This window comes from Arcicella sp. GW821-FHT09D11 (assembly GCF_059416265.1).
The window spans coordinates 120,650-146,498 of record NZ_JBWKOV010000002.1 but is presented as its reverse complement, the minus strand read 5'-3'; the positions used below and the strand labels follow the sequence as shown (position 1 = coordinate 146,498).

The following is a 25,849-nucleotide window of genomic DNA, read 5'->3' as shown; positions in this document are numbered from 1 at the left end:
TCTGTGAATGATGTTATAATGAACCTCTTACTATCAATGAGCTTGCGCTAGCAATCTTTCCTTTTTGTCGATTATGCACCATTCTTCCAACCATTTTTCCCATCTGAACAAAGTCGTTTGAGATAGTAGTAATGCCGTTTTCAGCTAAGATTTCTTTAATCGGTGTATCATCATAAGAAAGTAAGCCTATCTCCTCTCCTAGTTTCAACTGTTTTTTATGGGTATAATTGACAAAACGGACTAAGTCATTCTCTAAGAAAAGTATATATGCGTGTCCTTTTTGTAGGTTTTCAACATCGAGGTTATCTACTACTTCTCCTATTACATTGTGTGCTTCGCAGAATTTACTAAACCCTTTTATAATACCTTTGGGCGTGTACTGAAACTGGTTTTTACTCAAGAACAATGTTAAACTTTCGTATTTATTCAACATCGGAATCGCTTCTGTGAGTCCTTGATAAAAGTTCTGTTCAAAATCTTGGTATAAAACTGCATATTCTTCATCCAGTTGCTCGACATCAATATCTAAAATCAATAATTTGTCTTTAGATATTTGCGTAACAATATCCGAAACATCCTCATTAAAGTGAGGCATAATAATATAGAAATTATAATTACCAATATTATTAATAATTACGTTTTCAAAAACCTTCAAATCGTGATAATGAAAAAACAAATCAATAGAAACATTTTCTCCTAGCGCCTCTTTCATGGCATGGAAAAGTACTTCTTTATAAGAGTTCATGGCATCAAAAAGCACAAAAACGTGCATGGAAGCCTGAATATTAGTTGAAGCAACATAATATCCCTTGCCATGCTGTGCAGCCACAATTCCTCTTTCTCGAAGCTCTTCGTAGGCTCGAATTACTGTCATCCTAGCAACACCCAAAGACGCCGTAATATCATTAATTGTCGGGAGTTGGTCACCTCTTTTTAAAAGTCCTTGTTGGATTCTCTCAATGATTTCATCTACAATTTGTTGATATTTTGGTTTTTGAGCTTTAGGTTCGATTTGTAATTTATTTTTCATTGATGGGGTTTAATCGACAATTATTACACTCATTTTCTCTCCAAATTTAAATGAATCGAAAATTCAAGATTTTATTTCAAAAAGCCTTCTTCTTCTTTGGGTTTAGCAGTAGGCATTTGTACTTGCGTTGAATCTACGGTATAAGAGTTACACCCTAAATCTGCTCCGTCAGGTTTTTTAAAAGGTTCTTTCTTGAAACCTGCTATTGCCAAAGACTGGTCAGCATATACTTTATCCATAAAATTAGCATAAGCAGGCATAGCCATTTTTGCTCCTTGTCCGAGTGCCAAGCTTCTAAAGTGAATACTTCTGTCGTCGCCTCCTACCCAAACACCAGCTACTAAGTTCTGAGTAACGCCCATAAACCAACCATCTGAGTAATTAGACGTAGTACCTGTTTTTGCACCAATATCATTACCTTGTGCACAGTTATATCGGTTCAATCCTTGAGCCGTTCCGCCTGATTCTTGCACAGCCCCTTTCAACATATAAGTCATCTTATAGGCTAAATCAGTACTAATTACCTGTTTAGTTGTTGTTTCGAAACGTCTTAATTCATTCCCATTTTTATCTTCAATACTCAAAATCATGATAGGTTCTATACGATAGCCTTGGTTGATAAAAGTACTATAAGCGGCTACTTGTTCATATACCGACACCTCGCTAGCACCCAAACATAAAGCAGGAACTTCCATCAAACTACTCTGAATACCTACCCTATTGGCAAATTCTGCTATTTTTCTTGGTCCTAATAACTTCATTAACCTAGCAGAAATGGAGTTAATAGAAAGCCCCATAGCATGACGAAGCGACATGGAAGCATAAGAATAACTACCCGTTGAGTTCTGTGGTGTCCATTGTCTGTCTATTCCATCTTCTGGGCCAAACGTTACTGGCTCATCAACTACATTTTCACACAAACTTACTGCATCATTTTCAAGGGCACTTGCATACACAAATGGTTTGAAAGTAGAACCTGGTTGGCGTTTACTTTGTCTTACGTGATCAAATTTAAAATATTTAAAATTTATTCCTCCTACCCAAGCTTTGATATGCCCATCGTTCGGATTCATCGCCATGAATCCACAATTCAAGATTCTTTTGTAATAACTCATAGAATCAAGGGGTGATAAGGTAGTATCTCTATCTCCCTGCCAAGAAAATACCGTCATTTTCACAGGTGTTTTCAATACTTTCCAAACTGCCTCTTCATCTCCATCCAATTCTTCCATCAATGCTTTATAACGCTGAGTACGTTTCATTGCACTTTTCAGGAACCCTTTGATTTCGTGCATTCTTTCATCAACCCACGGGTTTCTGCCTTTCCAGTGTGCATAAAACAACTTTTGTTCGGCCTTCATGTGGTCTTCCAAAGATGTTTGAGCATAAGCCTGCAATCTTGAATCAATGGTTGTATGAATCCTTAAACCACTAGTATATAAATTCAATTGGTCATCATCGTCTCTGGTTGAATTAATATCAGCAAGGAGGGCTTGTAGTTGTTTTTTTACAGCTTCGCGAAAGTAAGGAGCTTGTCCAGTGTTTTGATTTTCTACTTTAAATTTCAAATCTAACGGTTCATTTTGCAAGGATATCATTTCTCCTTCCGACAGATGTTCATATTTATTCATCTGACCTAGCACAACGTTTCGACGAACAAGGCATCTTTCTGGATGACGACGAGGGTCGTACATGGCAGGGTTTTGTAGCATTCCTACTAAAGTCGCAGCTTCTTTTACGGATACATTCCCCACACTTTTTCCAAAGTAAGTTTTACAAGCTACTCTAATTCCGTAGGCATTATTTCCAAACTCTACTTCGTTTAAATACATTTTAAGTATTTCTTGTTTGGTATAACGGCTTTCTAAACGAATGGCTAAAATCCATTCCTTCGTTTTGGCGATTATCGTCCTGACCAATGGGATTTTTGCTAACAATCCTTTATAACTTGGGCCATCTTCTGTTTGATCTAGCCTACGTGTATCAAAAAGGTTTTTGGCCAATTGTTGTGAAAGCGTACTTCCTCCTCCAGCGCTACCAAAATGTGATATAACCCTGAAAGTACTTCTTAAATCAATGCCAGAGTGCTGTGTAAAACGGGCATCTTCTGTTGAAATTAAAGCATTGATGATATTAGGAGAAAGCTCTTCATACTCAATCGGTGAGCGATTTTCACGGAAATATTTTTCTAATTCTACACCATCTTCAGAAATCAAAACAGAGGCAATCTGGCTCTTTGGATTTTCTAGTTCTTGTAAACTAGGCATCCCGCCAAAAAGCCATAAGAAGTTATATTGAACAGCAAAGATATAGAGTATAAAAGCAACAAAACCAATAATCGACAGCCTCCATAGCCGTTTTATGATTAGTTTGTATTTACCAGTTTGAAATTGAATCATGGGTAATTTTCAATAAGGATTTATAAAAGGATTATATTTAAGTGGTAACAAACTTAAACCTGCAAGTTCCCTAAGATATGAATGAGCACTGATATTAAATTAACTATCTTACAAATTTAAAAATTAAATATTGAATTCCTGCAAATACCTGCACTTTAGCCAATTGCAAAATGGTATTTCTGTTGCAGAGAACGTCTTGGTTTTTTAAAAATTGTAAAAGAGATGATTTCCTTTTGAGGTTTTTATCAATATACAATATTTTGACAGTTTTATATAAAATTTACACAAGCATTTCTGCGGATTTTTATCCCTCAAATACCAACTTTATAAATAACGCCTATATATAAACACTTGAAAAGTCGTAAATTGCATGATTATTTCAATATTCTAAAATATTCTAAATGAGTTTATTAGCAATTGGTTCGGTAGCATTTGATGCCCTCGAAACACCCTACGGCAAAACAGACAAAATCATCGGTGGTGCAGGAACATATATTTCTTTGTCTGCCTCTTACTTCAAAATTCCCGTAAACCTTGTAGCGGTTGTAGGCGAAGATTTCCCACAAGAATATATTCAACTTCTTGAAAGTAAAGAAATTGACACTACTGGATTACAAATAAAAAAAGGAGAAAAAACTTTCTTTTGGTCTGGTCGTTATCACAACAATATGAATTCTCGTGATACTTTAGTTACTGAATTAAATGTTTTAGGCACTTTCGACCCCATTATCCCAGCACAATACCAAGACTGCCAATACCTAATGTTGGGTAATTTGACGCCAGCAGTACAGATAACAGTCATCGAACGTTTGGCAAAACGCCCGAAATTAATTGTAATGGATACAATGAATTTTTGGATGGATATTGCAATGGATGATTTGAAAAAAGTACTTACTATGATTGATGTACTTTGTATCAATGATGAGGAGGCACGCCAACTTTCAGGTGATTATTCTTTAAGAACAGCTGCCAAAACGATTATGGCAATGGGGCCTAAAACATTAATTATCAAAAAGGGAGAACATGGTGCTTTGCTTTTCCAAGGTGATAAATTATTCTTCTGCCCAGCTTTGGTACTAGAACAAGTATTTGACCCAACTGGTGCTGGAGATACTTTTGTTGGTGGATTTATTGGCTATTTAGCTAAAACTGACGATATCAGCTTTGAAAATATGAAAAGAGCCATCGTACATGGCTCGGCAATGGCATCATTCTGTGTAGAGAAATTTGGTACAGAAAGAATTGTTGACCTGAGCGATGAAGAACTTACTTCACGTATCAATGAATTTAAAGATTTAGCTGGATTTGATATTTAAGCTTTTTCGGATTACTAGATTTGTATCGTCTAGTAATCCGACATCTTCACATTCCTCCGCCAGATATAAAGTTTTGTAAATGACTAATCGTTGCTTTCTGGTCTTCAATAATATATCGCACTACGTCTCCCATCGAAACAATTCCTACGACGTGTTTTTCTGCAATGACCGGTAGATATCGAATATGTCTTTCAGACATTATCTCCATACATTTTTCAATAGAATCTTCAAATTTAACAGAGGGACATTCTGATTCCATGATTTCTGATACCAAAGTATCATTAGAATGTTTTCCTTTGACAATTACTTTCTGAGCATAATCTCGTTCTGTGAGTATTCCTACAAACTCATCTTGATTATATACTACCAGTGCCCCTATATTTTTCTGGGCCATAATCTCAAGTGCTTCGTAAACAGTTTTTGAAGCATCGATGACAGTAACAGTATTTCCTTTGTGATAAATAAGATTAGATACTCTTTTCATAGCTTTATTTATTTTGTTATAATGCTATAATTTAGCAAAAAAATCCTAAATAAAAAAGTCGAAAAGTCAATTTATTTTCCACCTACTACTATTTCATCTAAAGAATTTATCGATAAATGCTGATTTGCCACTTCCATAACCATCTCAGCATTAACAGCTTGGATATTTTGGATATAACAATCATAAAAATCAGTAGGAAGTCCCTCAGAAAAAATAACCTTATAACGGTCTGAAATATCAAATGGCGTATTCAAAGAGCCTGCAAATGAACCAATCATATAGTTTTTAACAACTTCTAGTTCTTCAGCATCAATTAATTCCTTCTGAAGTATTGTTATTTCTTTATGGATTTCATCTATTGTAAGTTGCGTGTATTCCTTTTTAACATCAGTTCCAATCACGAAATAACCTGCTTGTGAAAAAGGAGCAATATTAGAAGAAATACCATACGTAAGCCCTTTCTCTTCACGAATGTTCTTCATCAATCTTGAGCCAAAATATCCTCCTAAAGTCTCGTTTAAAACTAACATTTTAAAATAATCTGGATGCTTGCGAGTCATCATCTGCTTTCCTATTCTGATAGACGACTGTACGCTTTCTTCTCTCTCTATCAATATTTCCTTCTTCTCAGCTGTATAGACTTGGGTATTATCCAATTGCTTTTTATCGCCCTCTTGCACTTTAATATCTCCAAAAAAGTCTTCTACCAGCTTCACTTCTGTCTCCGTTATTTTTCCTGATAAAAATATTCGTGGCTTTTTATTTAACCAGAAGCTTTGATAGAATTCAAGTAACGATGCACGACTAATAGTATTGATAGCTTCTTCGTCCAAAGATTTTCCGTATGGATGATTATCTCCAAATATGGTATTTCTAAAAATTTTATTGGCTAAAAACGAAGTTTTTTCAGTGTTTACTGATAGCGTTTGTAACTGTATTTTTTTGAATTTTATTAACTCATCCTCTGGGAAAGTAGCATTATTGAGTATTTCCTGTACCATGGGCAAAAGCGCAGGCAAATACTTTGCTAATCCATACACCGTAATATTTGCTCTATCAAGCCCATGACCAAACTCTATGAAGGCTCCGTATTGATCAAAAAAAGCACTTATTTGTGAAGACGAATATTTAGCTGTGCCTTCTCCAAGCATTTTGGCAGTAAAAAATGATACTCCATTTTCTTTTTCATACCAATTCCCTGCATCAAAACTAATTTCGAGCTTTACTACAGGTTGTTCCCCAACACTGATATAATGCAACGGAATGCCATTTGATAAGAAAATGCTTTCAATTTTTGGAATGCTTACTTGCTGAATAGTTTGATAATCTGGATTTTTTACTCTATCTACAATCATTTCTCTTTATGCTAATTTTTATTAGACTTTATAAATGTTCACTGGTATAGGCTAATATTTTAAACTAAAAAAAATGACATCTCGTTCGAGATGCCATTCATTCTATTATTGTAATAATATTTTATACAAAATTAATTAGTCGTTGCTACTTTTGGAGCTGAATTAAAAGTAGCATGTAAACTTAATCTAAGTGTTTGTGCTAATGCGTTTCCACTTGATACTGGAATTAAGTAGGCAAAATCTAGTCCAAATTTCTTTTCTAATTTTACTCCAAATCCTGCTGTAAAATATTTACGACCTCCTTTATAAGTATCTTCATAATAATATCCTCCTCTTAGTGCGAATAAATCATTGTATAAGTATTCTGCCCCTAAAGAAAGATTGATTTCTTTCAATTCTTCACTAAACCCGTCTGGTGCATCACCAAATGAGCCCAAAATACCCCCAATCGCTGTTGATGGTTGTTGTAATACACCATTAACCTTTTTTGGAGTAGGCACCATTAATTTGTTGATATCCATTGTCAATGTCAACTTATTGTGTTGATCAATCGTATTGATAGCCGCAAAACCTGCTTTGAAATTAGTCGGAATAAAATTAGATTCTGATAAGCCATAAGAAACGCGGCCTGAAATATTTTGAATCATTACACCCCAGTTATAATTCCAAGGCTTATCCCTTTTTGAAGTGTGAAATAAACCAATGTCCGCAGCAACTGTAGATTCGTTCTGTACGACAATCGCATTAGCTGTAATTGGGAACAATTGAGAATTGATATATTTTACATTTACACCAAGTCCAAGTTTTTCAGATAATTTACGAGAATAAGAAGCTGAGATTGAATATTCTTTTGAAGAAAAATCTCCTAAAGAGTTTCCAATACCGTCAGTAGCTTGAAATTTACCTTGATCAAAATAATGAATTGATATTCCTAGTGCTTGATTTGCTTGAATTTTTTTATAAAAACTAGCATTCAAAAGTCCCATATCATTAACCAATTGGCGTAGCCATGGCGTATATGATACAGAAACAGCCATATCTTTCCCAGAAAAAGGGATTTTTCCTGGATTCCAAAAAATACTATTCGCATCGCCATCACCTGGCGATAGGGCTACCCCTGCATCGCCCATTGCTGCCGAGCGGGCATCAGGAGTAATTATTAAAGATTGAATAACTGGAGACGGTGCATTAGTAAATTCAGTTTGAGTTTGAGCAAAGACGTTCACAGCGGGCACTGTTAATCCAAACAACAGGGTCACTCTTAGAGCGCTGGTAATTTTTTTAATCATTGTCTTTAAGGTTAAAGTTTCTTGGAACGAGGCATATCAAAAGTAGTCAATAAACCTTTTTTTACAAAATTTATCCAAATATTCTTTGCTGGAAATTATTTTAACGAGATAATCTTGCCACTTCCATTTGCTTGATATCCAGTTGTTAGTGACTTTACAAAAATACGATAAAAGTAATTACCAGTTACATTTGAAACAGAATCTTCTACAATATTCCATGAAATTTTATTAAATGGTGTGCTTACTTGGTAAGCATTTTCTTTTATTTGTTTAATTAGATGCCCAAAAGTATCAAAAATTTCGATAATTACATTAAAATCATCTCCTTCTTGATTATGCTCAAAACTGAAAGTAGTTTTTTCACTTGTAGGATTTGGAAAACAAAATACATTTTTTAACGTATTTTCACTCTCGGCGTTGACTCTGAATCGTAACGAAGACTCAGTGGAATTATTATTAGTATCCCAAACTTTTAATTTTAATTGATGCTCTCCTGCTATTAAGTTCTTGATTTGATACTTTATTTGTCCGCTTCTATAATCATCCTTATTAGCAATAAAGTATTGATTTACAATTATTTTCAGCGTATCATCAACCGTTAATAATAGTTCATGACCCAATCCTTCACTAGCGATGTTAATACCATTTTCGTCTGCAATATTAGCTAAAAAAATCGGACTCTCATTCGTTAAGTCTCCATCAATAAAAGATAAGTCATTTAAAAACAGTTTTACACTGGGTGGAGTATTATCTTGTTCCAAACGATTATCCGCTCCTCCTATCATAGGGCTCAATGCACCCGAAGCATCGAGTAATCCATCAGTAGTTTGAGCATACATAAAGATTTTACCCTCGCCTAGCTGATAATTAATATCTTTAGGAACAACAAAAGTACTGGTAAAGCTTCCATTCAAAACACTTACTTCTCCTTTAAATAAAATATTAGTAAAATCTTGATAATTGAACTTTGCACCCTTGTTTCCCTTGGTCGAAATACTCTTTTCTTTGTCATAAACTGTAATAACAGCTTTGCCACTAAATGTATTTACCTTTGTCTGTGTTCCTAGTAGTCTTATTTCGCCTTCAATTGTCACTTTGCTTTGGGCTTTTAAAGTATCGGCTTTGGCTATTTCTTTTCCATTTATTTTCACAAAGGCTACTTCATGTTCAGGATAAGCTAATTTCATAGATGGGTCACCCAACAATGAAAAGTTCCTATTCAATACTCCTTGCAAACTATTATTTTTTGTATAAACCATCACATCCCCTAATCTTGGCATTACTCCATTAATAGGCGTAAAAACAGCTTGATAAAAGGCCTGATTAATAAAAAAATTAGTGTTTTGATAAACAGGTCGTGTGGTGGTTAATAAGGCAATTGCACCACCGTTAGGGTTCAGAATAGATAACTCGGCTCCTGAAATCTGATTGGGGTCATCAAATCTACCAAATTGACAAGTTGCCGTAAGCATCAAGGGCATATTATTAAAATTTGTCCAAGATTGTATGTCTTTTAACGTCAGTATTTGTTCGTCAGTCCAACCAGTTTCAGCCCCATGACCATTATAATTCACAATTAACGACCCTTGCTGAAAAGCTTGATTAAGCGCACTATTGGCTAATGGCGACCGCTGTCCTTCGGGTAAAGAAACCAAAGGGAAAGCATCTAAATAAATTTTCCCTGTTTGATAAGCTGGCGAAAATATATTTACCATGGTGGCAAAAGCCTCAGCATCTTGCTGGTGAATATTACCATCATCATCATCAGCCACAAAAGCTAGCTTGCTTCGCCATTGCCCAATTGTATTTTTGTTCGTGCCATAGTTTATCAACTTATCTACTATCTGCTTGGCTTCTTCTATATTCTTAACAGGCAATCTACCTATTCCAATCTCAAGGCTATGATTCCCAGCTTGGTTCTCCGTCCATTCACCTTCATTATCCTGTAAAAAGCCAAAGTAATCATCTGAAGAATAGCTGAAAATAGGATGTAATGATTCCCTACTTTCATAAGTGGGTATTAAAATAGCCTTGGTTTCATCATTAATTACGCTCAGTCTTTTTTTATAATCATACGAAGCATCCCCAAAAAGTAATAAATATTTGATGGTGTCAGGCTTTTTTTGATAAAGACTCCTTAAAAAATCTCTAATGGCTGATATATCTTGTTTCCCTGAAGAATACTCGTTATAAATTTCTTCTGGCGATACTACCAGTACCGATAATTTATCATGTTCTCTTCTAAAATCCGCCAGACGTGAGGCTTGTGTTTTCAACAAAGGTGAGCTAACTATTACTAAATTAGGAACATCTATATTATGTAAATTTTGATTATTAATCTTCTGAGTCGATACTGGAGCAAGGAAATCAGCATTGCTAAAAATGATAAATTCTCTGAGTGTTTGGCTAGTAAGTCCAAAGCTTACAGACTGGTTTTGTGAAGAATATACCTGATTTTGAACTTGTAGGGGATTAGTAATATCCCAAATTTTAAAGGTAGCTGTGGGCTTTTCAATGACATAATTTACGGTTGGGTAGTTTATACTTTCAATAGCCCTAAAAATCGTCTGTTGATTATATAACCTCAAAGCTCTTTTTGTCTGAATACCTAAATAATTTAAGTATCCTACGCCATAAGTAAGTGTTTTTTTATCATAAGTTAGGCCAACTCTAAAGGCATCTGTACTAGCAAAGGCACTACCGCTAATACTAAAACTTTTTGTCGCACTGGCTCCTTTATAATCGTATCGGTCACTACCTATTGCCAACATTGCCATTCTGCCCAAATCCTGCTCGTTGGCTCTTATAACAAAGTCTGTTTGCCCATAAGCCGATACTACTGCCGAACAAGTTATGTTTACCATTGAAGTTGCGATAATTCCTGGAAGATTAAAAGCAAAAACCTGCTCATTAGTTCCCGAAAATTCTTCACCAAACCATTCTCTGCCAGAACCAGCAAAAGGGGCTTGTGCCAAAATGTTTTTTTGGTCTACTTCATGAAAAACATAATCATCAAATGTTGAGATATTGTTCTTCGCGGCTACAGACGCTTGGTCTTTTATCCTTAATCCTTTGGTTTCGGCAAGGGTTAAAAAATAAAAAGTAGTATCAGCATAAATATTGAATTGGTGCTTTAACAAGCCCGTTGCAGAATCATAATAGGTCTTGTTCGGACTTTGTCCGTAGAAAAGAATAAAATCTTGGGCATCAAACTTTCCGTCGGCTTCTCCTTCAATATAAATATTATTTTCAGTTAAATCAACAGACCTATTTTGTAGATTGCTTTGAGGGAGCATTCCTCCACCATTGCCAAAGAGTTGAATATTTTGAGGATTGATTTTAGCTAAATCAAAGCCATTTCGTTGTAGAAACTCAGCTTCTAATCGATAAACTCCATTATTTTTTACCCCAATTTTTATCCAGTTACCTTTTGCCAATACTGAATTTTGAGCATAGTTTTTTAAAGGAAAAAAGAAAAGGAAAAATAGAATACTATTTATAAGTGATTTTTTCAAGACTACATTTTTTACTTTATTTAAACGTAAGCTGATTTCAAAAATTATATTTTTTTTACCATCGCAATGGCCGAAACTACATACCGTTTGCCATTAGCTTTATCTGTACACAAGAAACGTGTTCTGCGTAAATCTCCTTTTTCAAAATACCTCCCATTCAATTCAAATATTTCGCCTTTTTCCAGATTTGTTAAAATTATTTTTGAGCAATCATCCGATAATTGATCATATTTTCTCAACTCTTTCATCAATGGCGAATAGCTCTGAGTAGTCGCAGAGGGGTTTTGTAGATATTCTTTCAATGGAATAACTATCTCTATAGGCAAAATTTGTTCATTCAATAATGGCACAAATAAATCTTTAAAATACTTTTTCCATTCTTTACCATGCGGTTTTGGCTTATTCCCAAATTGTTTAAAAGTAGCTAAGTGAGCTACTTCGTGAACATAAGTAACTAGAAAAGAATAGGGATTTAAATCGCCATTCACCGTAATTTGATGTCCTTTATCTCTTCTAAAGGAATAATCACCTAATTTGGATTGGCGGGTACGAGTAATTTTAAAGTTAAATTGGTATGTTCTCCACAAGTCAAAACAGTAATTAATAGTTGTGCTCGGGAAATATTTTTGAAAAACTTCTAATTCTTTTTTCATGATGCTAATATACTATAAAACCTCGTTGATTTCTGAAGGAAATACACGAGGTCATAAAAAAAGCCTTAACTAGGTTAAGGCTTTTTTCTTTCCATAAGGAAACTGATAATTACTTAGTTGTAGTATCAACAGCAGCAGTATCAACAACAGCAGTATCAATTACAGTTGTAGTATCTACAGTTACTGTATCAGTTGTAGTAGTTTCAGCTTTCTTTTCTGAACAAGCAGCTAATGAAATCATACCAGCTACTAAAGCGAATGCAAAAAATTTCTTCATTTCGTTGTGATTGGGGTTTGTTTGATACAAATTTATGTACAACTTTTATTCCATGCAAGGATTTGTAAATAAATTTTAAGTATTTCTTAATAATTGGCAAAAAATCTACCTTTTACAGTGTTTAATCAAAGAAAAGTACAATTAAAACCTTAAAATCTCTTTTATTTTAATATCTTTTTATGAATTCAATGAGCAAGCCAACAATAAAAAATAAAATTAAATATTAAAATATTTATATTTTACAAAACTAGCTTCTTTAATCGGTCATAGAAGCCCGTGTCTTTAAAAGTAAAAGTTTTATGAAGTGTATAGTTTGACATAAAACTAAAACCGTTACCAATTAAATGGCAAACTAGTTGATTTACATTAATCACCTTTTTTGAAAAAGGGATTAAGTAATGGAAAATTTCGAAATAATGATTTGAAATTCTGTAAGAGAAAGTAGCGAAAAACCAAGTTACTCCTCCCGAAAAAGTAGCTACCATTAAGTATTTCACTACTTCACGGCGAGTTTGGCTTGACTTACGAGCATTAAATGCAAATAGTTTAGTGAGGATAAAACCTGCAATCAAAGAAATAAAATACGAGGGAGCAATGCTTGCTTCGTAACTTATTGAAAACCAAGACTGAAAGAGGCTACTACAAACTAGCTGAATGACAACTCCTGTTCCAGCAACCAAAAAGTAAACGATTAGATCCTTTTTGTTAAGTAATTTTGAATTCGACAAGATTAAAAGATATTTTTAACTAAATCAGGAGCTATTCCCAATATAATAGTCAGCGCTGTTGTTAGAATTAAGATATATTTATAAAACGGTGATAGTTCTATTTTCTCTGTTTCTCCTGTTTTCATATACGCCGCAATGATTGGCTTAAAGTAATAATAAACCCCTACTGCGGACATCAAAATGGCAAGGATAAGAATGCCTTTGAACAATACTGAAGGGTTAGAGAAAGCATCACTAAAGATAAAAAACTTACCAAAGAAACCAGCAGTCAGAGGAATTCCTGCTAAAGACAACATTGACACCGTTAAAGAAAATGCTAATAATGGATTGTTTTTTGCTAGTCCATTCAAGGAATCAAAACTTTCATCCGCTTTTCCTCCTTTAGATTTTGCTTCTGATACTACAATTAACACCGCAAAGGCTGTAATAGTAGCAATCGCATAAGCGAGTGAATAAAACAAAAGCGAAGAGTTTGTTTCAGGTCTTTTAGCTAGTACCGTGATTAATAAATATCCAGCATGAGAGATACTAGAGTAAGCTAGCATTCTCTTGAAACTTTGCTGATAAACAGCAGAGATATTACCAATTACTAACGTTGCACAAACAATATAGACTAATGGATTTCCCCACAAACCATATACTGAAGGGAAGCACGTTGATAAAATACGGTAAGTAGCTGCAATACCTGCTGTTTTAACTACTGTTGACATAAATGCTGTAAAGATACTTGGTGCACCCTCATACACATCTGGTGTCCAGAAGTGAAAAGGTGCTGCCGAAATTTTAAAGAGCAAGCCAACCATTATTAATATTACGCCAGCATACAACAATGGACCGTATGCACCACCCATTTGTTCTTTTGCCTGAGCTACTGCCAAGCCTATTCCATGAATATCGAATGAACTTGTTGCGCCATAAACCAATGCTACACCAAACAACAAAATTCCCGTTGCAAAAGAACCCATTAAAAAATATTTCAACGCCGCTTCGTTTGAACGTAAACTACGTTTATCTGACCCTGTCAATACATACATTGAAACAGAAAGGATTTCTAAGCCTACAAAAAGCATAATCAGGTTCTCGAAAGTTACCATCATAATAGCACCCACCGTAGAAAACAACAAAATAGCGTAGTATTCGGCTGGATGCGAGTGTTCGTCGTCATCACCAAAACTACGAGAGATACCTACTACAAGTAAGGTTGACAACAAAATGATAGAAACAAAGTTGACCGATAGATTATTGGTTTTCAACATATTATTGAACCAATAATATTCGTGATTCCAGTCTGCGAAATTTAATCCAAGAGCAATAAGGACAAAAACTAGCGTAGCTGGTAATAATATTTTACGGTTGTTCAAAAAACCTAAAAATAGATTAGAAATCCCGAAGAGTGATAATGCTATAATTGCGTTCATGTTTCAAATTTGAAAACTTGAATAGTTGAATTTCTGAAAAGGCAAAAACAATTTCACAAATCCAATAATCAAATTATTTGATGATTGATAATAATTGGCTAACAGCTGGTTCAGTTAATTTTAAGAAAATATTCGGTGCAATGCCCAAAGCAATTACTAAGAATGAAAGCGGTAACAATACTGCTTTTTCATTAAAAGTCAAATCTGCGAATCCTTCTGTAATCGGAGAAGTATAACCAAACATTGATTTCTGAACCATTCTCAACATATAAACTGCCCCTAAAATGATGGTTAATCCTGCTACTGCTCCTATCCATGCATTAAACTCGTACACACTTTTCAATAACAAAAATTCACCTACAAAACCATTGGTAAGCGGTAAAGCTACTGAACCTAGCATTAGGATGATGAAATATACTGTCAGGTTTGGAGTCGTTTGTGTAATTCCTCCTAAAAGTGGTAATTCACGCGACTTTGTTCTTCTTTCAATAATTTCTACCACAAAGAATAAACCAACTACGTTAATACCGTGTGCCAACATCTGAATCAACGCTCCTTGAATACCGTCAAGGTTTCTTGAAAAAATACCTGCCGACATCAATCCTACGTGTGCAAATGATGAGTAGGCAATCAATCGTTTCATGTCTTTTTGCTGAATAGCAATCACCGAACCATAAATAATACCAATTACCGAAAGGATGATAGCAACAAAGCCCCACTTTTCAACACCTAGTGGAACAATTGGTAAGATAAAGCGAATCAAGCCATAAACCCCCATTTTCAACATAATACCCGACAAAAGCATAGTTCCTGCCGTTGGTGCTTCCTGATAAGTATCTGGTTGCCAAGTATGGAATGGGAAAAGGGGCATTTTAATAGCAAAGGCAATAAAAAATGCGCCAAATAAATAACTCTGCGTTGATATTTCTAATCCTTTTGCGGATTGATAAATCACATTAATATCTGAAGAATGTGTCCCCGGTGTTAGTAAATACAAGTATACTAATGCCAACAACATAAACAAAGAACCAAACAATGTATAAACAAAAAACTTGAATGTTACTTTAATACGATTCTCTCCGCCCCAAATAGCTGCAATAAAATAGATAGGAATCAAAGCGGCTTCAAAGAAGAAATAGAAAAGGAAAGCATCTTTAGCGGTAAATACGCCTACTAGTGCCGCTTGCATAAACAATATCAATGCATGCAGTTTTGAAGCATTTGCGTAATTATTCCCAAAAGTAGAAAGGATAATAAATGGTACCATTAAAGTGGTAAGAAATACCAATATCAAACTGATACCGTCTACTCCTACAGAAAACTTAATCCCTGCAGAATGAATCCAGTCGTAACTAACACTAAATTGTGAAGTAGCATCTGGCACAAATGATTTATACAAGTATGCTCCTAAAGCCAACTCAGCAAAAGCAAAGACAAGGGCAACAGTTTTAGCGGTTTCTCCCTTGATGACTAATGTAATTAGCCCTGCAATAATGGGAAGAAGAATGAGAGAAAGTGTTAGCATATTTTTTTATCAATCGGATTTGTAATGAGCAAATCTTTCAATGTATTTAATTGTCTTTAATCTATACCCAAAGGAAACTTTTCAAGCCCCAAACTAATATGACTGCAATAGATAGTACCATCGCAAAAATATAATAACCTGTTGTTCCACTTTGAAGCAAACGAATTTCGCTAGAGAGTGTCTTTACTAATTTTCCAATACTTTCTACAATTAAATCAATTACTAGGAACTCAATAACCGAAGTAAAGAAATTAGAAAGTGCTGTGATTGGTTTTACAAAAATGGCATTGTACAATTCGTCTATGTAATACTTATTGTAAATTACTTTCTGTAAACCTGTCTCCTCTCCTTCAGCTAATGGAATATTTTTCTTCACAACGTATATGAAGTAGGCAACACCAGCAGCAACCAAAGCCGCTATTACTGAAACAATCATTAATTTTATTTCAAGAGATTCATCAACGGCAACGTGTTCAAGAGCCGATTGCTCAAACAATGGAGCCATAAATTCTGCTAAACTAGCGTGACCCCCAAAAATATGTGGGAAATTAAAGAATCCGCCTATTGCTGAAAGTACTGCAAGAATCATCAATGGGGCTGTCATCGCAAGGGGTGACTCGTGCAAATGATGTTTTTGGTCTTCTGTTCCTCTGAATTCTCCGAAAAATGTAAGGAATAATAAACGGAACATATAGAATGACGTCATTATTGAACCAAACACACCAAAAGCCCACATCAATTTGTTATGTTCAAACACGTGTGCTAAGATTTCGTCTTTAGAGAAGAACCCTGCGAAAGGAGGAATACCCGAGATAGCAATGGTAGCAATCAAGAAGGTAATAAAAGTAATTGGCAATTTTTTACGAAGCCCGCCCATTGAACGAATATCTTGTTCGTCAGACATGGCGTGAATCACAGAACCCGCTCCTAAGAACAAAAGTGCTTTGAAGAATGCGTGAGTCATTACATGGAAAAATGAAGAAGAATACGCCATTACTCCCAAGCCCATAAACATATAGCCTAGTTGCGAAACAGTTGAGTAAGCCAATACCTTTTTAATATCATTTTGGAAAAGACCAATAGAAGCCGCTAACAAAGCAGTAGCCAACCCTACCCAAGCTACAATATCAAGGGTTTCAGGTGCTAGTGAATACATCACATTCGAGCGAATAATCATGTAAATACCAGCCGTTACCATCGTAGCTGCGTGGATTAAAGCAGATACTGGTGTCGGGCCAGCCATTGCATCTGGCAACCATGTATATAATGGAATCTGTGCCGACTTACCCATTGCTCCAACGAACAAAAGAATCGTGATATAAAACAACGTTTTGTCGCCTGAAGAATATCCATCTTCCACTACTCTTCTAAATACTTCTGAATATTCAACAGAACCGAAATGAGTAATTATTAAGAAAATACCTAATAGAAAGCCTAAGTCACCGATACGGTTCATAATAAAGGCTTTACGCGCGGCATTTCCGTAATTACTATTCTTATTCCAGAAACCAATCAATAAATATGAACATAAACCTACACCTTCCCAGCCAATGAACATTACTACATAGTTTGAACCTAATACTAGTAAAAGCATGAAGAATAAGAAGAGGTTTAGAAAAGCAAAAAACTTACCAAAACCTTCATCATGACTCATGTAGGCAATAGAGTAAATATGAATTAGCGTTCCTACCCCTGTAATGATTAAAAGCATCAACAACGAAAGTTGATCTAGCTGAAATGACATTGAGATATTCAGGGTGCCAACTGTAATCCAGTCGAACAAATGAACAATCTGAGGTTGACCATTAAAGCCTAAAAACAAGGTTAAAGCACAAGCAAAAGAGGCAAATGCGGCCGCAGAGCTAATAATACCAGCTAAAGATTTAGGAACATGGCGGAATCCGATTCCATTGATAAGGAAGCCGATTAAGGGAAATAGTGGAATGAGTGTAATTAGAGACATAATTCTAATTTGAAAGTTTTCTAAATTTGAGATGATAATGTTTTAAATTGGAAAATTACCATTTCAATTTATTCAACAAACCAACATCAATTGTCTGGATATTTCTATAAATCATCACGATGATAGCAAGCCCAACAGCTACTTCGGCTGCGGCTACTGCCATGATAAAAAATACAAAGATTTGTCCAGTGGGGTCAGCTTTATAAGATGAAAATGCTACCAGTAATAAATTTACGGCATTTAGCATTAATTCAACTGACATGAAGATGATGATTGCGTTGCGGCGTGTTAATACGCCAATAATTCCGATACAAAATAAGGCTGTACTGAACCAGACATAATAGTTCAAATCTATTTCACGGATGACATCAGGTATTTGTTGCATGAGTATAGCGTTTCTGCTTGAGAACTTAATTAAACGAAACTTATTTTGCTAAATCAAAAAGCACTACTTGTTTATTGAATCTTATAATGTACTTATGAAAACTTATCAGCAAAATTAAGGAAAAACTGATAAAAGCATAAAAACAAAAGACAAAAGTGTAGGTTTATTCTGCCCAGACCTTTGTCTTTTGCTATTTTACTTGTTATTGAAAGCTCTAAGCTTTATTTCTGTGAGTTTTCTCTTGGTATCCATCGGAAAATCACCCTTCATCATCCAATCATAATATGATGGTTCTTCCTTCAATACTTGCACAACTGGCTTGCCAGCATGTTTGCCGAAATTGATTACTTCAATTCCTTCTTTATTGAAAGCCATTCTTTGGGCAAAATCTACGAGTTTAGCTGCCGTGATTTCGTGCAAGGCATCCATATCATTTTTTACAGGCTCAATCTCCACTCCGTGACTATCCTTTATTTTTACGCCTTCATAATGTTTTACTTGTGCGTTTAACACTTCGAGCGTAGCAATAGTATCAGCCTCTGCCGAGTGAGCATCAATTAATTCTTTTTTACAATAGAATTTATAGGCAGCCGACAAAGTGCGTGGTTCCATCAAATGGAAAATACGTTGTGCATCAATCAGCCTACGGTTTTTAATATCGAAATCTATCTCGTTTCTAAGAAATTCTTCTACTAAAATAGGAACATCAAAACGATTTGAATTAAAACCAGCTAAATCACACCCTTCTAAAAACTGAGCCATCGATTTGGCTATTTGTTTAAAGGTAGGTTCGTTCTTAATGTCTTCATCATAAATACCATGTACCAAAGATGACTCCAAAGGAATAGGTATTTCAGGATTTACACGACGGGTTTTCACCGTAACAGTGCCATCAATATTGGCTTTGGCAATACTGATTTCTACGATACGGTCTTTTACAACATTTACACCTGTCGTTTCTAGATCGAAAACGGCAAGAGGTTTACGGAGTTTGAGCTGATGGTTGAGCATAAATAATATAGACCTCATTTAGAGGTTTTGCAAAGTTAGCCAAAATAAATCTGAAACGAGTGAGAGTTTAAATTCTTCTTTCTATTTTTGGCAATTCATAACATTTCTAACATGAAGTGCGTTACTTCTTAATAAGAAGAACCATCAATTATTAAATGAAACTTACACAATTCGTACAAGCTCTCAACGAAGAATTTTCCCAACAAACTTACGGCGAACATCCCGAAGAATTATATGAACCCATTCGATATTTAATGTCTTTGGGTGGTAAAAGAATGCGTCCATTAATGACCTTGATGGCAACAGCCTTATTCACAGACGATTGGCAAAAAGCAATAAAACCTGCCAGTGCTGTGGAAGTATTCCATAATTTTACTTTAATGCATGATGACATCATGGATAAAGCTCCGTTGCGTCGGGGCAAACCTACTGTGCATGCCAAATGGAATGATAATATTGCCATTCTTTCTGGGGATGTAATGCTGGTACAAGCTTACGAATTATTGATGTTTGTGGAAGATGCGCGCTTTAAAAAAGCATTAAAAAGATTTAATCGTACAGCCGCAGAAGTTTGTGAAGGTCAGCAACTGGATATGAATTTTGAAAAACGTGAGAACGTTAGTGAAGAAGAATATCTGGAAATGATAAAGTTGAAAACGTCGGTATTATTAGGATATGCCCTAGAATTAGGCGGAATTATTGGCGGAGCAAGCGATAAATCTTGTGATTTATTATATAATATTGGCCTAAATATTGGCTTAGGCTTCCAATTGAAAGATGATTTATTGGATGTTTACGGTGACCCTGAAAAATTTGGCAAGCAAGTAGGCGGTGACATTATTTCTAATAAAAAGACTTTCATGCTGATAGAAGCCTTAGAAAAAGCGACAGGCGATACAAAAGTTGAGCTGGACAAATGGCTCTCTTTAGAAGAATTTGATGCAACTGAGAAAGTAAAAGCCGTTACTGCTATTTATGATTGCTTGGGAATAGACCAATTGGCTAAAATTAAGATAAATGCTTACTTTGATAAAGCCTTTGAAGCCCTAGATTCACTAAAGGTAGATGATGAACGAAAGGCTGTGTTACGAACATTCACTGAAACTTTGATTGATAGAGAGGTTTAGCTTAAATTTGTCAAGAAATATTGTGGCAGTCGAACCCTTTGTTTCGACTGCTTTTGTTTTATGAAAACAAACCTATTGTACCTTAATATATTTTTCCACAGATATTCTAAAAAAATAATATGTCATTAACTTTCATTTTTATTGGAATTACTGTTGCTCTCAGCCTTTATGCTTGGAACAACCAATCCATTATGAATAAATGGATTATGAATCCTTATTCAGTAAAGCAATACAAAGAATATTATCGTTTCTTAACGTCAGGTTTTCTACATGCTGATTATGGACACTTATTCTTTAATATGCTGAGTTTATATTTCTTTGGAGATATCGTAGCATATTATTTTTCAGGCATTTTTGGTTCTGATATTGGTTCGTTATTATATGCTGTATTATACTTAGTTGGTATTATCGTGGCCAATGTTCCAAGTTATGCAGACCATAAAAATGACCGTTATTATAATGCCTTGGGCGCATCAGGTGGGGTTTCGGCAGTAGTATTTTCAGCCATACTTTTTCAGCCTACTGCTCAAATATATGTGTATTTCTTTCCAGTGCCAGGCTTTGTATATGCTATTTTATATTCAGCTTATTCATACTATATGTCTAAGCGAAATTTAGATAATATTGGCCACTCTGCCCACTTATATGGTGCTGCTTTTGGGGTTGCTTTTACATTACTCTTACAACCCTCATTATTTTCGCACTTTATTAATCAAATTCTAGGCTGGAGTCTTTAATTTTATACCATAAATCAAATGGAATTTGTAAACAACATTCCTCTTTGTGATTTCTAATCAAGCTTTTAATAAATACCTTTAAATATAATTGATATTTTATTAGCTAATTGTCTGATAAATAGTGAGTCAAAATTAAATGATATAATGAACAAGAGTAATTTGTGGGCGGTCTGTCACCGCGGTTTAAAGGTGTTAATCTCTAAATTACTCATTCATTAAATCGCTCAATTACTTAATAAGATTCATAGCTTACGGCTAATAGCTGATAGCTACTTATAATTTATGCAAAAAAGAAAAATTGCCATTTTGGGCTCAACGGGTTCAATCGGAACACAAGCCTTAGAAGTAATAAAAGCAAACGAAAATATTTTCGAAGTTGAAGTACTAACTGCTCAGAACAATGCTGATTTATTGATTGAACAAAGCTTAGCTTTCAAGCCTAACTGCGTAGTAATTGGTAATGACGATTTATATGATAAAGTACATGCTATCTTAGACCCCGCAGGTATCAAGGTGTATGCTGGTGCAAAAGCATTAGAAGCCGTGGTTCAGATGGATGCTATTGATATTGTGCTTACCTCAATGGTTGGCTATGCTGGCTTATTACCCACTATCAAGGCCATTGAAGCAGGCAAACACATTGCCCTTGCGAATAAAGAAACGTTGGTGGTGGCAGGTGAATTAATCACTAAACTTGCCGAAGAAAAAGGCGTAAACATCTACCCTGTCGACTCAGAACATTCTGCTATCTTTCAATGCTTAGTTGGTGAATTTCATAACCCTATCGAAAAAATTATTCTGACTGCTTCTGGTGGGCCTTTCAGAGGGAAAAAACGGGAAGACTTATTGAACGTGACCAAAGCACAAGCTCTAAAACATCCAAACTGGGTAATGGGGGCTAAAATCACGATTGATTCGGCCAGTTTGATGAATAAAGGACTTGAGGTAATTGAGGCAAAATGGTTGTTTGGGTTAAAGGCTTCTCAAATCGAAGTAGTCGTTCATCCTCAGTCTATTATCCATTCATTGGTGCAGTTTGAAGATGGCTCAATGAAAGCACAAATGGGCTTGCCCGATATGAAATTGCCAATTCAATTTGCTTTAGGCTTTCCTAACAGACTAAAGTCGGATTTTCCACGTTTTGACTTCACAAAATATCCGTCTCTCACATTTGAACAACCTGATACCGAAACATTTCGTAACTTGCAATTAGCTTTTACAGCGATGGACAAAGGTGGTAACCTTGCTTGTATCATGAATGCAGCCAACGAAATTGCCGTTGAAGCATTTTTGCAGGATAAAATCGGCTTTTTACAGATGTCAGACCTTATCGAAAACTGTATGAGTAAAGTAACATTTATTCCTCAGCCAACTATCGACGATTATATACAGACAGATCAAGAAACAAGAAGACTAGCCCAAACGCTAGTTTGATATTTATAAATATTTATTTAATCAGTAAAGAAATCTCAAAACACAAATCGTAAATAGTCAATTAAATTTTACGAGATAACACTTAGCAAATGGACGGTTTAGTTATGGCGGGACAGTTAATTTTAGGACTGTCAATTTTAGTAAGTTTACATGAATTTGGGCATTATATTACCGCAAAATGGTTCAAAATGCGTGTTGATAAATTCTACCTATTTTTTGATTTCTTATTCCCAGTACCTACGGTGCTGAACTTTGCTTTATTCAAAAAGAAAATCGGTGATACAGAATATGGTTTGGGGTGGTTTCCATTGGGTGGTTATGTTTCGATTGCAGGGATGATTGATGAAACCCAAGATGCTTCTAAATTATCTGCTGTTCCAGAACCTTGGGAATTTCGTGGCAAGCCAGCTTGGCAACGCTTAATCGTGATGCTTGGTGGTATTATCGTCAATGTTATTTTGGGTGTTGTTATTTACTTTGGTATTAATTACAAAGTGGGAAATAATTATATCTCTAAAGATGAATTAAACAAAAACGGTATTTACGCAGGAAGTTTAGCTCAAGAAGTTGGCTTTAAAACTGGCGATAAAGTATTAAAAGTAAACGGACAAGATTTTAAAGAATATAGCGAAATAGGCGGTGCTATTTTGGATGATAACGTTTCTTATACAGTAGAACGTGCTGGAAAAATTATTGAAGTGGTGATTCCATCTGATTTTTTGAATAAGTTATCTGACCAAAAAGACCAATTTATTCAGCCTTTGTATCCTTTTAAGATTTTACAAGTTACTGAGCCTAAAAAGCCGTCGTTATTAAGCAAGATATTCGGGAAGTCGACAGATTCAGAAGAATTGCCAGCTTATAAAGCGGGCTTGAAAGCAGGTGATAAAATTGTAAGTATGAATGGACAGCCTGTGGTTTTCTATCAGTTATTAAAAGACAGCCTAACAAAATATGCTGGCAAAAAAGTAGCTTTTGGTATCGAAAGACAAGGCAAAGTTGATACAATGGATATTACTGTTACCAAAGAAGGAAAGCTTGGCTTTGCGATGGAACGTTTGATTAAATTCTCTCATGAGGATTATACTATCGGACAGGCCTTTGTAATGGGTGCTCATGATGCTTTTGATGTAGTAGTAAAAAATGTAAAAGGCTTTAAAAAGATTTTTGCGGGGGATGTTCGTGCTGATAAAGCATTGAGTGGTCCTTTTGAAATTGCAGAAATGTATGGTGCTCACTGGGATTGGTTAAATTTCTGGACGCTTACAGGTTTACTTTCGATGGCGTTAGCATTTATGAATTTATTGCCAATTCCTGCATTAGATGGTGGCCATGCATTGTTTTTATTATATGAAATCATCACTGGTCGCCCACCATCAGAAAAAGTATTAGAGAGAGCTCAACAAGTAGGAACAGTAATCCTGTTGGGACTAATGGTTTTTGTATTAGGAAATGGTGCCTTCAAATTGTTTTTTAAATAGAATGATAGTAACTAATAATATTAATATAATTAATATACAAAAAAACCAACCCCTTCTCCTTCAGAGAAGGGGCTTTTTTGGCTTCAAGAAGACTATTAAATTCAATCTTTTATCCCTAGCGAGAGACTTAAGTCCCTCGCTAGGGATATTTAGCTTAACTGCATTTGTGAAACGGTTTATCCCCCTTTTAGGAATCATTATCCTTTCAAGCAGTTTCAAGCTAAGTAATACTGGTTTTCATGCATTTCATACTAGCCTTACAGAAATGCGTTATAATGCTAAAAGCAAAGGTTTTGAAGTGAGTCTAAGGGTGTTTACGGATGACCTAGAGAAAGTAATATCACGTGACAATCAGAACAAGAAAATTGTTATTGAAAACAATGACAAAAATGATGCTTTGGTAGAACAATACGTAAAAAAACACTTTATGTTGGTGAATGCCACTAATCAACTAAAGGCGATTCAATACGTTGGTAAAGAAAAAGAAGGTGAGGCTACTTGGATTTATTTAGAAGTTCCCGTGAATGAAGCCATTGCAGGATTAAAACTTAAAAATGATGTATTGGTTGATATGTTTGAAGACCAAACAAATATTGTGAATGTCTTTGTAAAAAATGAAAAAAAGTCCTTTATCTTCAATGCTAAAACAAAGATTTTTGCCATTAGCTTTGAGTAATTTATGTAGCATTAGTTTTTAACTCGTGCTGTTCTCTATCTAATATTTTCAACAAATCGTTTTTGATTTCCATCCACGATTGATTGAGATTCAGAGTTTCTACCCTGATTTGATGCCCTTCGTAAGTATAAGAAAGACTTAGGCTTTTCTGAACAGTCGTATACAATAAAATCCCCTCAGCTTGTAGGTTTGGCTGATTTTTCAAGTAGGCAAACATTTGGTATAAATTCCGAGAATGTATTTTTTCGGCATCATAAAAATGTTGAAGTGTCTCTGAATAATACTTGGCATCTATGATAATCTTTCGGTCAGAAGGGAGTTTGATAGAAATATCTGTTTGCATTTTGGGTAAAAATTGCATCTGTTCGCCTGTAAACTGCCAATGTAAATCTTCTCTAAAAACCTTTGCTTCGGGTACTTCAATCTTGTAGAAATTACGGACAAACTCTTCAAAAAGTCTAGCCATTTGGCGTTCGTCTCTCAGGAAATCTTTAAATTTTACTTCTCCCGTTTTTTCATGAATCAGTAGGTTGTGATGTAACAATTCACAAATGTTCAGTAAAAAAAGATAATACTGATTATGTCGGTTAATCTTTACACTTGCAAAAGTATCATTGCTGACTACAATGGTATCAATCTCTGCTAAATGGTATAAAATAGCGTGTATCTCTCTTCTTAAGTTTCTATCTAGCGTCGGTAACTTAATTACATGTTGTAAGGTAGTTTTTAGTATTTGATTAGGCAAAATATTCACCGAAAGTTCATCAAACTCGCACATTGCCAACCCCTGCTGAAATAGATTTTTACGGAATGAATAATTAAAATCTACTCTCCCTTTGATGCCTTGATAAAGATTCTGCTCGGTAATATATTGTTTATCTAGCCCACGATTAATTAATAATTTTGTACCCTTCAAAAGCACCCTTGCTAGTAAATTAGGCAAATCTGTTACTTCAATGGTAGAAACATTGACAAGCTCCTTTTCATCAAGCCGATTCCAAGCGTAGCAGAGTAGGTAATATATGTTTTCGATAGGAATCATTTTG

Annotated in this window: 21 protein-coding genes; 6 read left to right on the top strand and 15 right to left on the bottom strand. The window is 35.1% G+C overall.

The genetic code is table 11. From position 1 onward, the window contains the following. Window positions 1-13 precede the first annotated feature (13 nt). Window positions 14-1,030, bottom strand: a complete 1,017-nt coding sequence (locus tag AC07N0_RS06035; RefSeq protein ID WP_492801460.1) for a GntR family transcriptional regulator — start codon at window positions 1,028-1,030, stop codon at window positions 14-16. A gap of 71 nt (window positions 1,031-1,101) precedes the next feature. Next, window positions 1,102-3,429: a penicillin-binding protein 1A gene (locus tag AC07N0_RS06030; protein WP_494588492.1), complete on the bottom strand. Its 2,328-nt coding sequence runs from the start codon at window positions 3,427-3,429 to the stop codon at window positions 1,102-1,104. 401 nt (window positions 3,430-3,830) lie between these two features. Between AC07N0_RS06030 and AC07N0_RS06025 the strand changes: the two genes are divergently transcribed. Further along, on the top strand, window positions 3,831-4,745 hold the full coding sequence (locus tag AC07N0_RS06025; protein ID WP_494588491.1) for a PfkB family carbohydrate kinase: 915 nt from the start codon (window positions 3,831-3,833) through the stop codon (window positions 4,743-4,745). Window positions 4,746-4,791: 46 nt separating this feature from the next. Here the strand turns inward: AC07N0_RS06025 and AC07N0_RS06020 are convergent, their stop codons facing one another. The 12 genes from AC07N0_RS06020 to AC07N0_RS05965 all read right to left on the bottom strand — a co-directional run bounded on the left by AC07N0_RS06020 (window position 4,792) and on the right by AC07N0_RS05965 (window position 19,366). Continuing rightward, window positions 4,792-5,229: a CBS domain-containing protein gene (locus AC07N0_RS06020; RefSeq protein ID WP_309922504.1), complete on the bottom strand. Its 438-nt coding sequence runs from the start codon at window positions 5,227-5,229 to the stop codon at window positions 4,792-4,794. A 71-nt stretch (window positions 5,230-5,300) separates the two neighbouring features. Continuing rightward, on the bottom strand, window positions 5,301-6,584 hold the full coding sequence (locus AC07N0_RS06015; RefSeq protein ID WP_494588490.1) for a M16 family metallopeptidase: 1,284 nt from the start codon (window positions 6,582-6,584) through the stop codon (window positions 5,301-5,303). Window positions 6,585-6,715: 131 nt separating this feature from the next. Beyond that, on the bottom strand, window positions 6,716-7,873 hold the full coding sequence (gene porV, locus AC07N0_RS06010; protein WP_494588489.1) for a type IX secretion system outer membrane channel protein PorV: 1,158 nt from the start codon (window positions 7,871-7,873) through the stop codon (window positions 6,716-6,718). Window positions 7,874-7,968: 95 nt separating this feature from the next. After that, window positions 7,969-11,388, bottom strand: coding sequence for a type IX secretion system sortase PorU (gene porU, locus AC07N0_RS06005; protein ID WP_494588488.1), 3,420 nt, complete (start codon window positions 11,386-11,388; stop codon window positions 7,969-7,971). A gap of 44 nt (window positions 11,389-11,432) precedes the next feature. After that, a complete protein-coding gene (locus AC07N0_RS06000) occupies window positions 11,433-12,041 on the bottom strand; it encodes a SprT-like domain-containing protein (RefSeq protein WP_309922519.1) in 609 nt (202 codons plus the stop codon). 109 nt (window positions 12,042-12,150) lie between these two features. Continuing rightward, window positions 12,151-12,318 carry a PG1828 family lipoprotein gene (locus AC07N0_RS05995; RefSeq protein WP_492801454.1) on the bottom strand — a complete coding sequence of 56 codons (168 nt, stop codon included), beginning with the start codon at window positions 12,316-12,318 and terminating at the stop codon, window positions 12,151-12,153. Window positions 12,319-12,557: 239 nt separating this feature from the next. Then, a complete protein-coding gene (locus AC07N0_RS05990; RefSeq protein WP_309922525.1) occupies window positions 12,558-13,046 on the bottom strand; it encodes a GtrA family protein in 489 nt (162 codons plus the stop codon). A 2-nt stretch (window positions 13,047-13,048) separates the two neighbouring features. After that, on the bottom strand, window positions 13,049-14,464 hold the full coding sequence (locus AC07N0_RS05985) for an NADH-quinone oxidoreductase subunit N (RefSeq protein WP_492801453.1): 1,416 nt from the start codon (window positions 14,462-14,464) through the stop codon (window positions 13,049-13,051). A gap of 73 nt (window positions 14,465-14,537) precedes the next feature. Then, window positions 14,538-15,989, bottom strand: coding sequence for a complex I subunit 4 family protein (locus AC07N0_RS05980; protein ID WP_494588487.1), 1,452 nt, complete (start codon window positions 15,987-15,989; stop codon window positions 14,538-14,540). A 61-nt stretch (window positions 15,990-16,050) separates the two neighbouring features. After that, on the bottom strand, window positions 16,051-17,952 hold the full coding sequence (gene nuoL, locus AC07N0_RS05975; protein ID WP_494588486.1) for an NADH-quinone oxidoreductase subunit L: 1,902 nt from the start codon (window positions 17,950-17,952) through the stop codon (window positions 16,051-16,053). Window positions 17,953-18,007: 55 nt separating this feature from the next. Further along, a complete protein-coding gene (gene nuoK / locus AC07N0_RS05970; RefSeq protein ID WP_492801450.1) occupies window positions 18,008-18,337 on the bottom strand; it encodes an NADH-quinone oxidoreductase subunit NuoK in 330 nt (109 codons plus the stop codon). Between the two features lie 195 nt (window positions 18,338-18,532). Next, window positions 18,533-19,366: an exonuclease domain-containing protein gene (locus AC07N0_RS05965; protein WP_492801449.1), complete on the bottom strand. Its 834-nt coding sequence runs from the start codon at window positions 19,364-19,366 to the stop codon at window positions 18,533-18,535. A 137-nt stretch (window positions 19,367-19,503) separates the two neighbouring features. On the opposite strand from AC07N0_RS05965, the gene AC07N0_RS05960 reads away from it, so the two are divergent. From AC07N0_RS05960 to AC07N0_RS05940, 5 genes are all read left to right on the top strand, one after another. Then, entirely contained in the window at window positions 19,504-20,475 is a 972-nt protein-coding gene (locus AC07N0_RS05960; protein WP_494588485.1) for a polyprenyl synthetase family protein, read from the top strand. Between the two features lie 119 nt (window positions 20,476-20,594). Beyond that, window positions 20,595-21,212 carry a rhomboid family intramembrane serine protease gene (locus tag AC07N0_RS05955; protein WP_494588484.1) on the top strand — a complete coding sequence of 206 codons (618 nt, stop codon included), beginning with the start codon at window positions 20,595-20,597 and terminating at the stop codon, window positions 21,210-21,212. 282 nt (window positions 21,213-21,494) lie between these two features. Continuing rightward, window positions 21,495-22,646, top strand: a complete 1,152-nt coding sequence (locus tag AC07N0_RS05950; protein ID WP_494588483.1) for a 1-deoxy-D-xylulose-5-phosphate reductoisomerase — start codon at window positions 21,495-21,497, stop codon at window positions 22,644-22,646. 89 nt (window positions 22,647-22,735) lie between these two features. Next, window positions 22,736-24,127 carry an RIP metalloprotease RseP gene (rseP, locus tag AC07N0_RS05945; RefSeq protein ID WP_492801445.1) on the top strand — a complete coding sequence of 464 codons (1,392 nt, stop codon included), beginning with the start codon at window positions 22,736-22,738 and terminating at the stop codon, window positions 24,125-24,127. Window positions 24,128-24,293: 166 nt separating this feature from the next. Continuing rightward, window positions 24,294-24,803 carry a DUF6702 family protein gene (locus AC07N0_RS05940; protein ID WP_494588482.1) on the top strand — a complete coding sequence of 170 codons (510 nt, stop codon included), beginning with the start codon at window positions 24,294-24,296 and terminating at the stop codon, window positions 24,801-24,803. 1 nt (window position 24,804) lies between these two features. Here AC07N0_RS05940 and mcrC read toward each other — a convergent pair whose 3' ends face one another. After that, window positions 24,805-25,845, bottom strand: coding sequence for a 5-methylcytosine-specific restriction endonuclease system specificity protein McrC (gene mcrC, locus AC07N0_RS05935; protein ID WP_494588481.1), 1,041 nt, complete (start codon window positions 25,843-25,845; stop codon window positions 24,805-24,807). Between the last annotated feature and the right edge of the window lie 4 nt (window positions 25,846-25,849).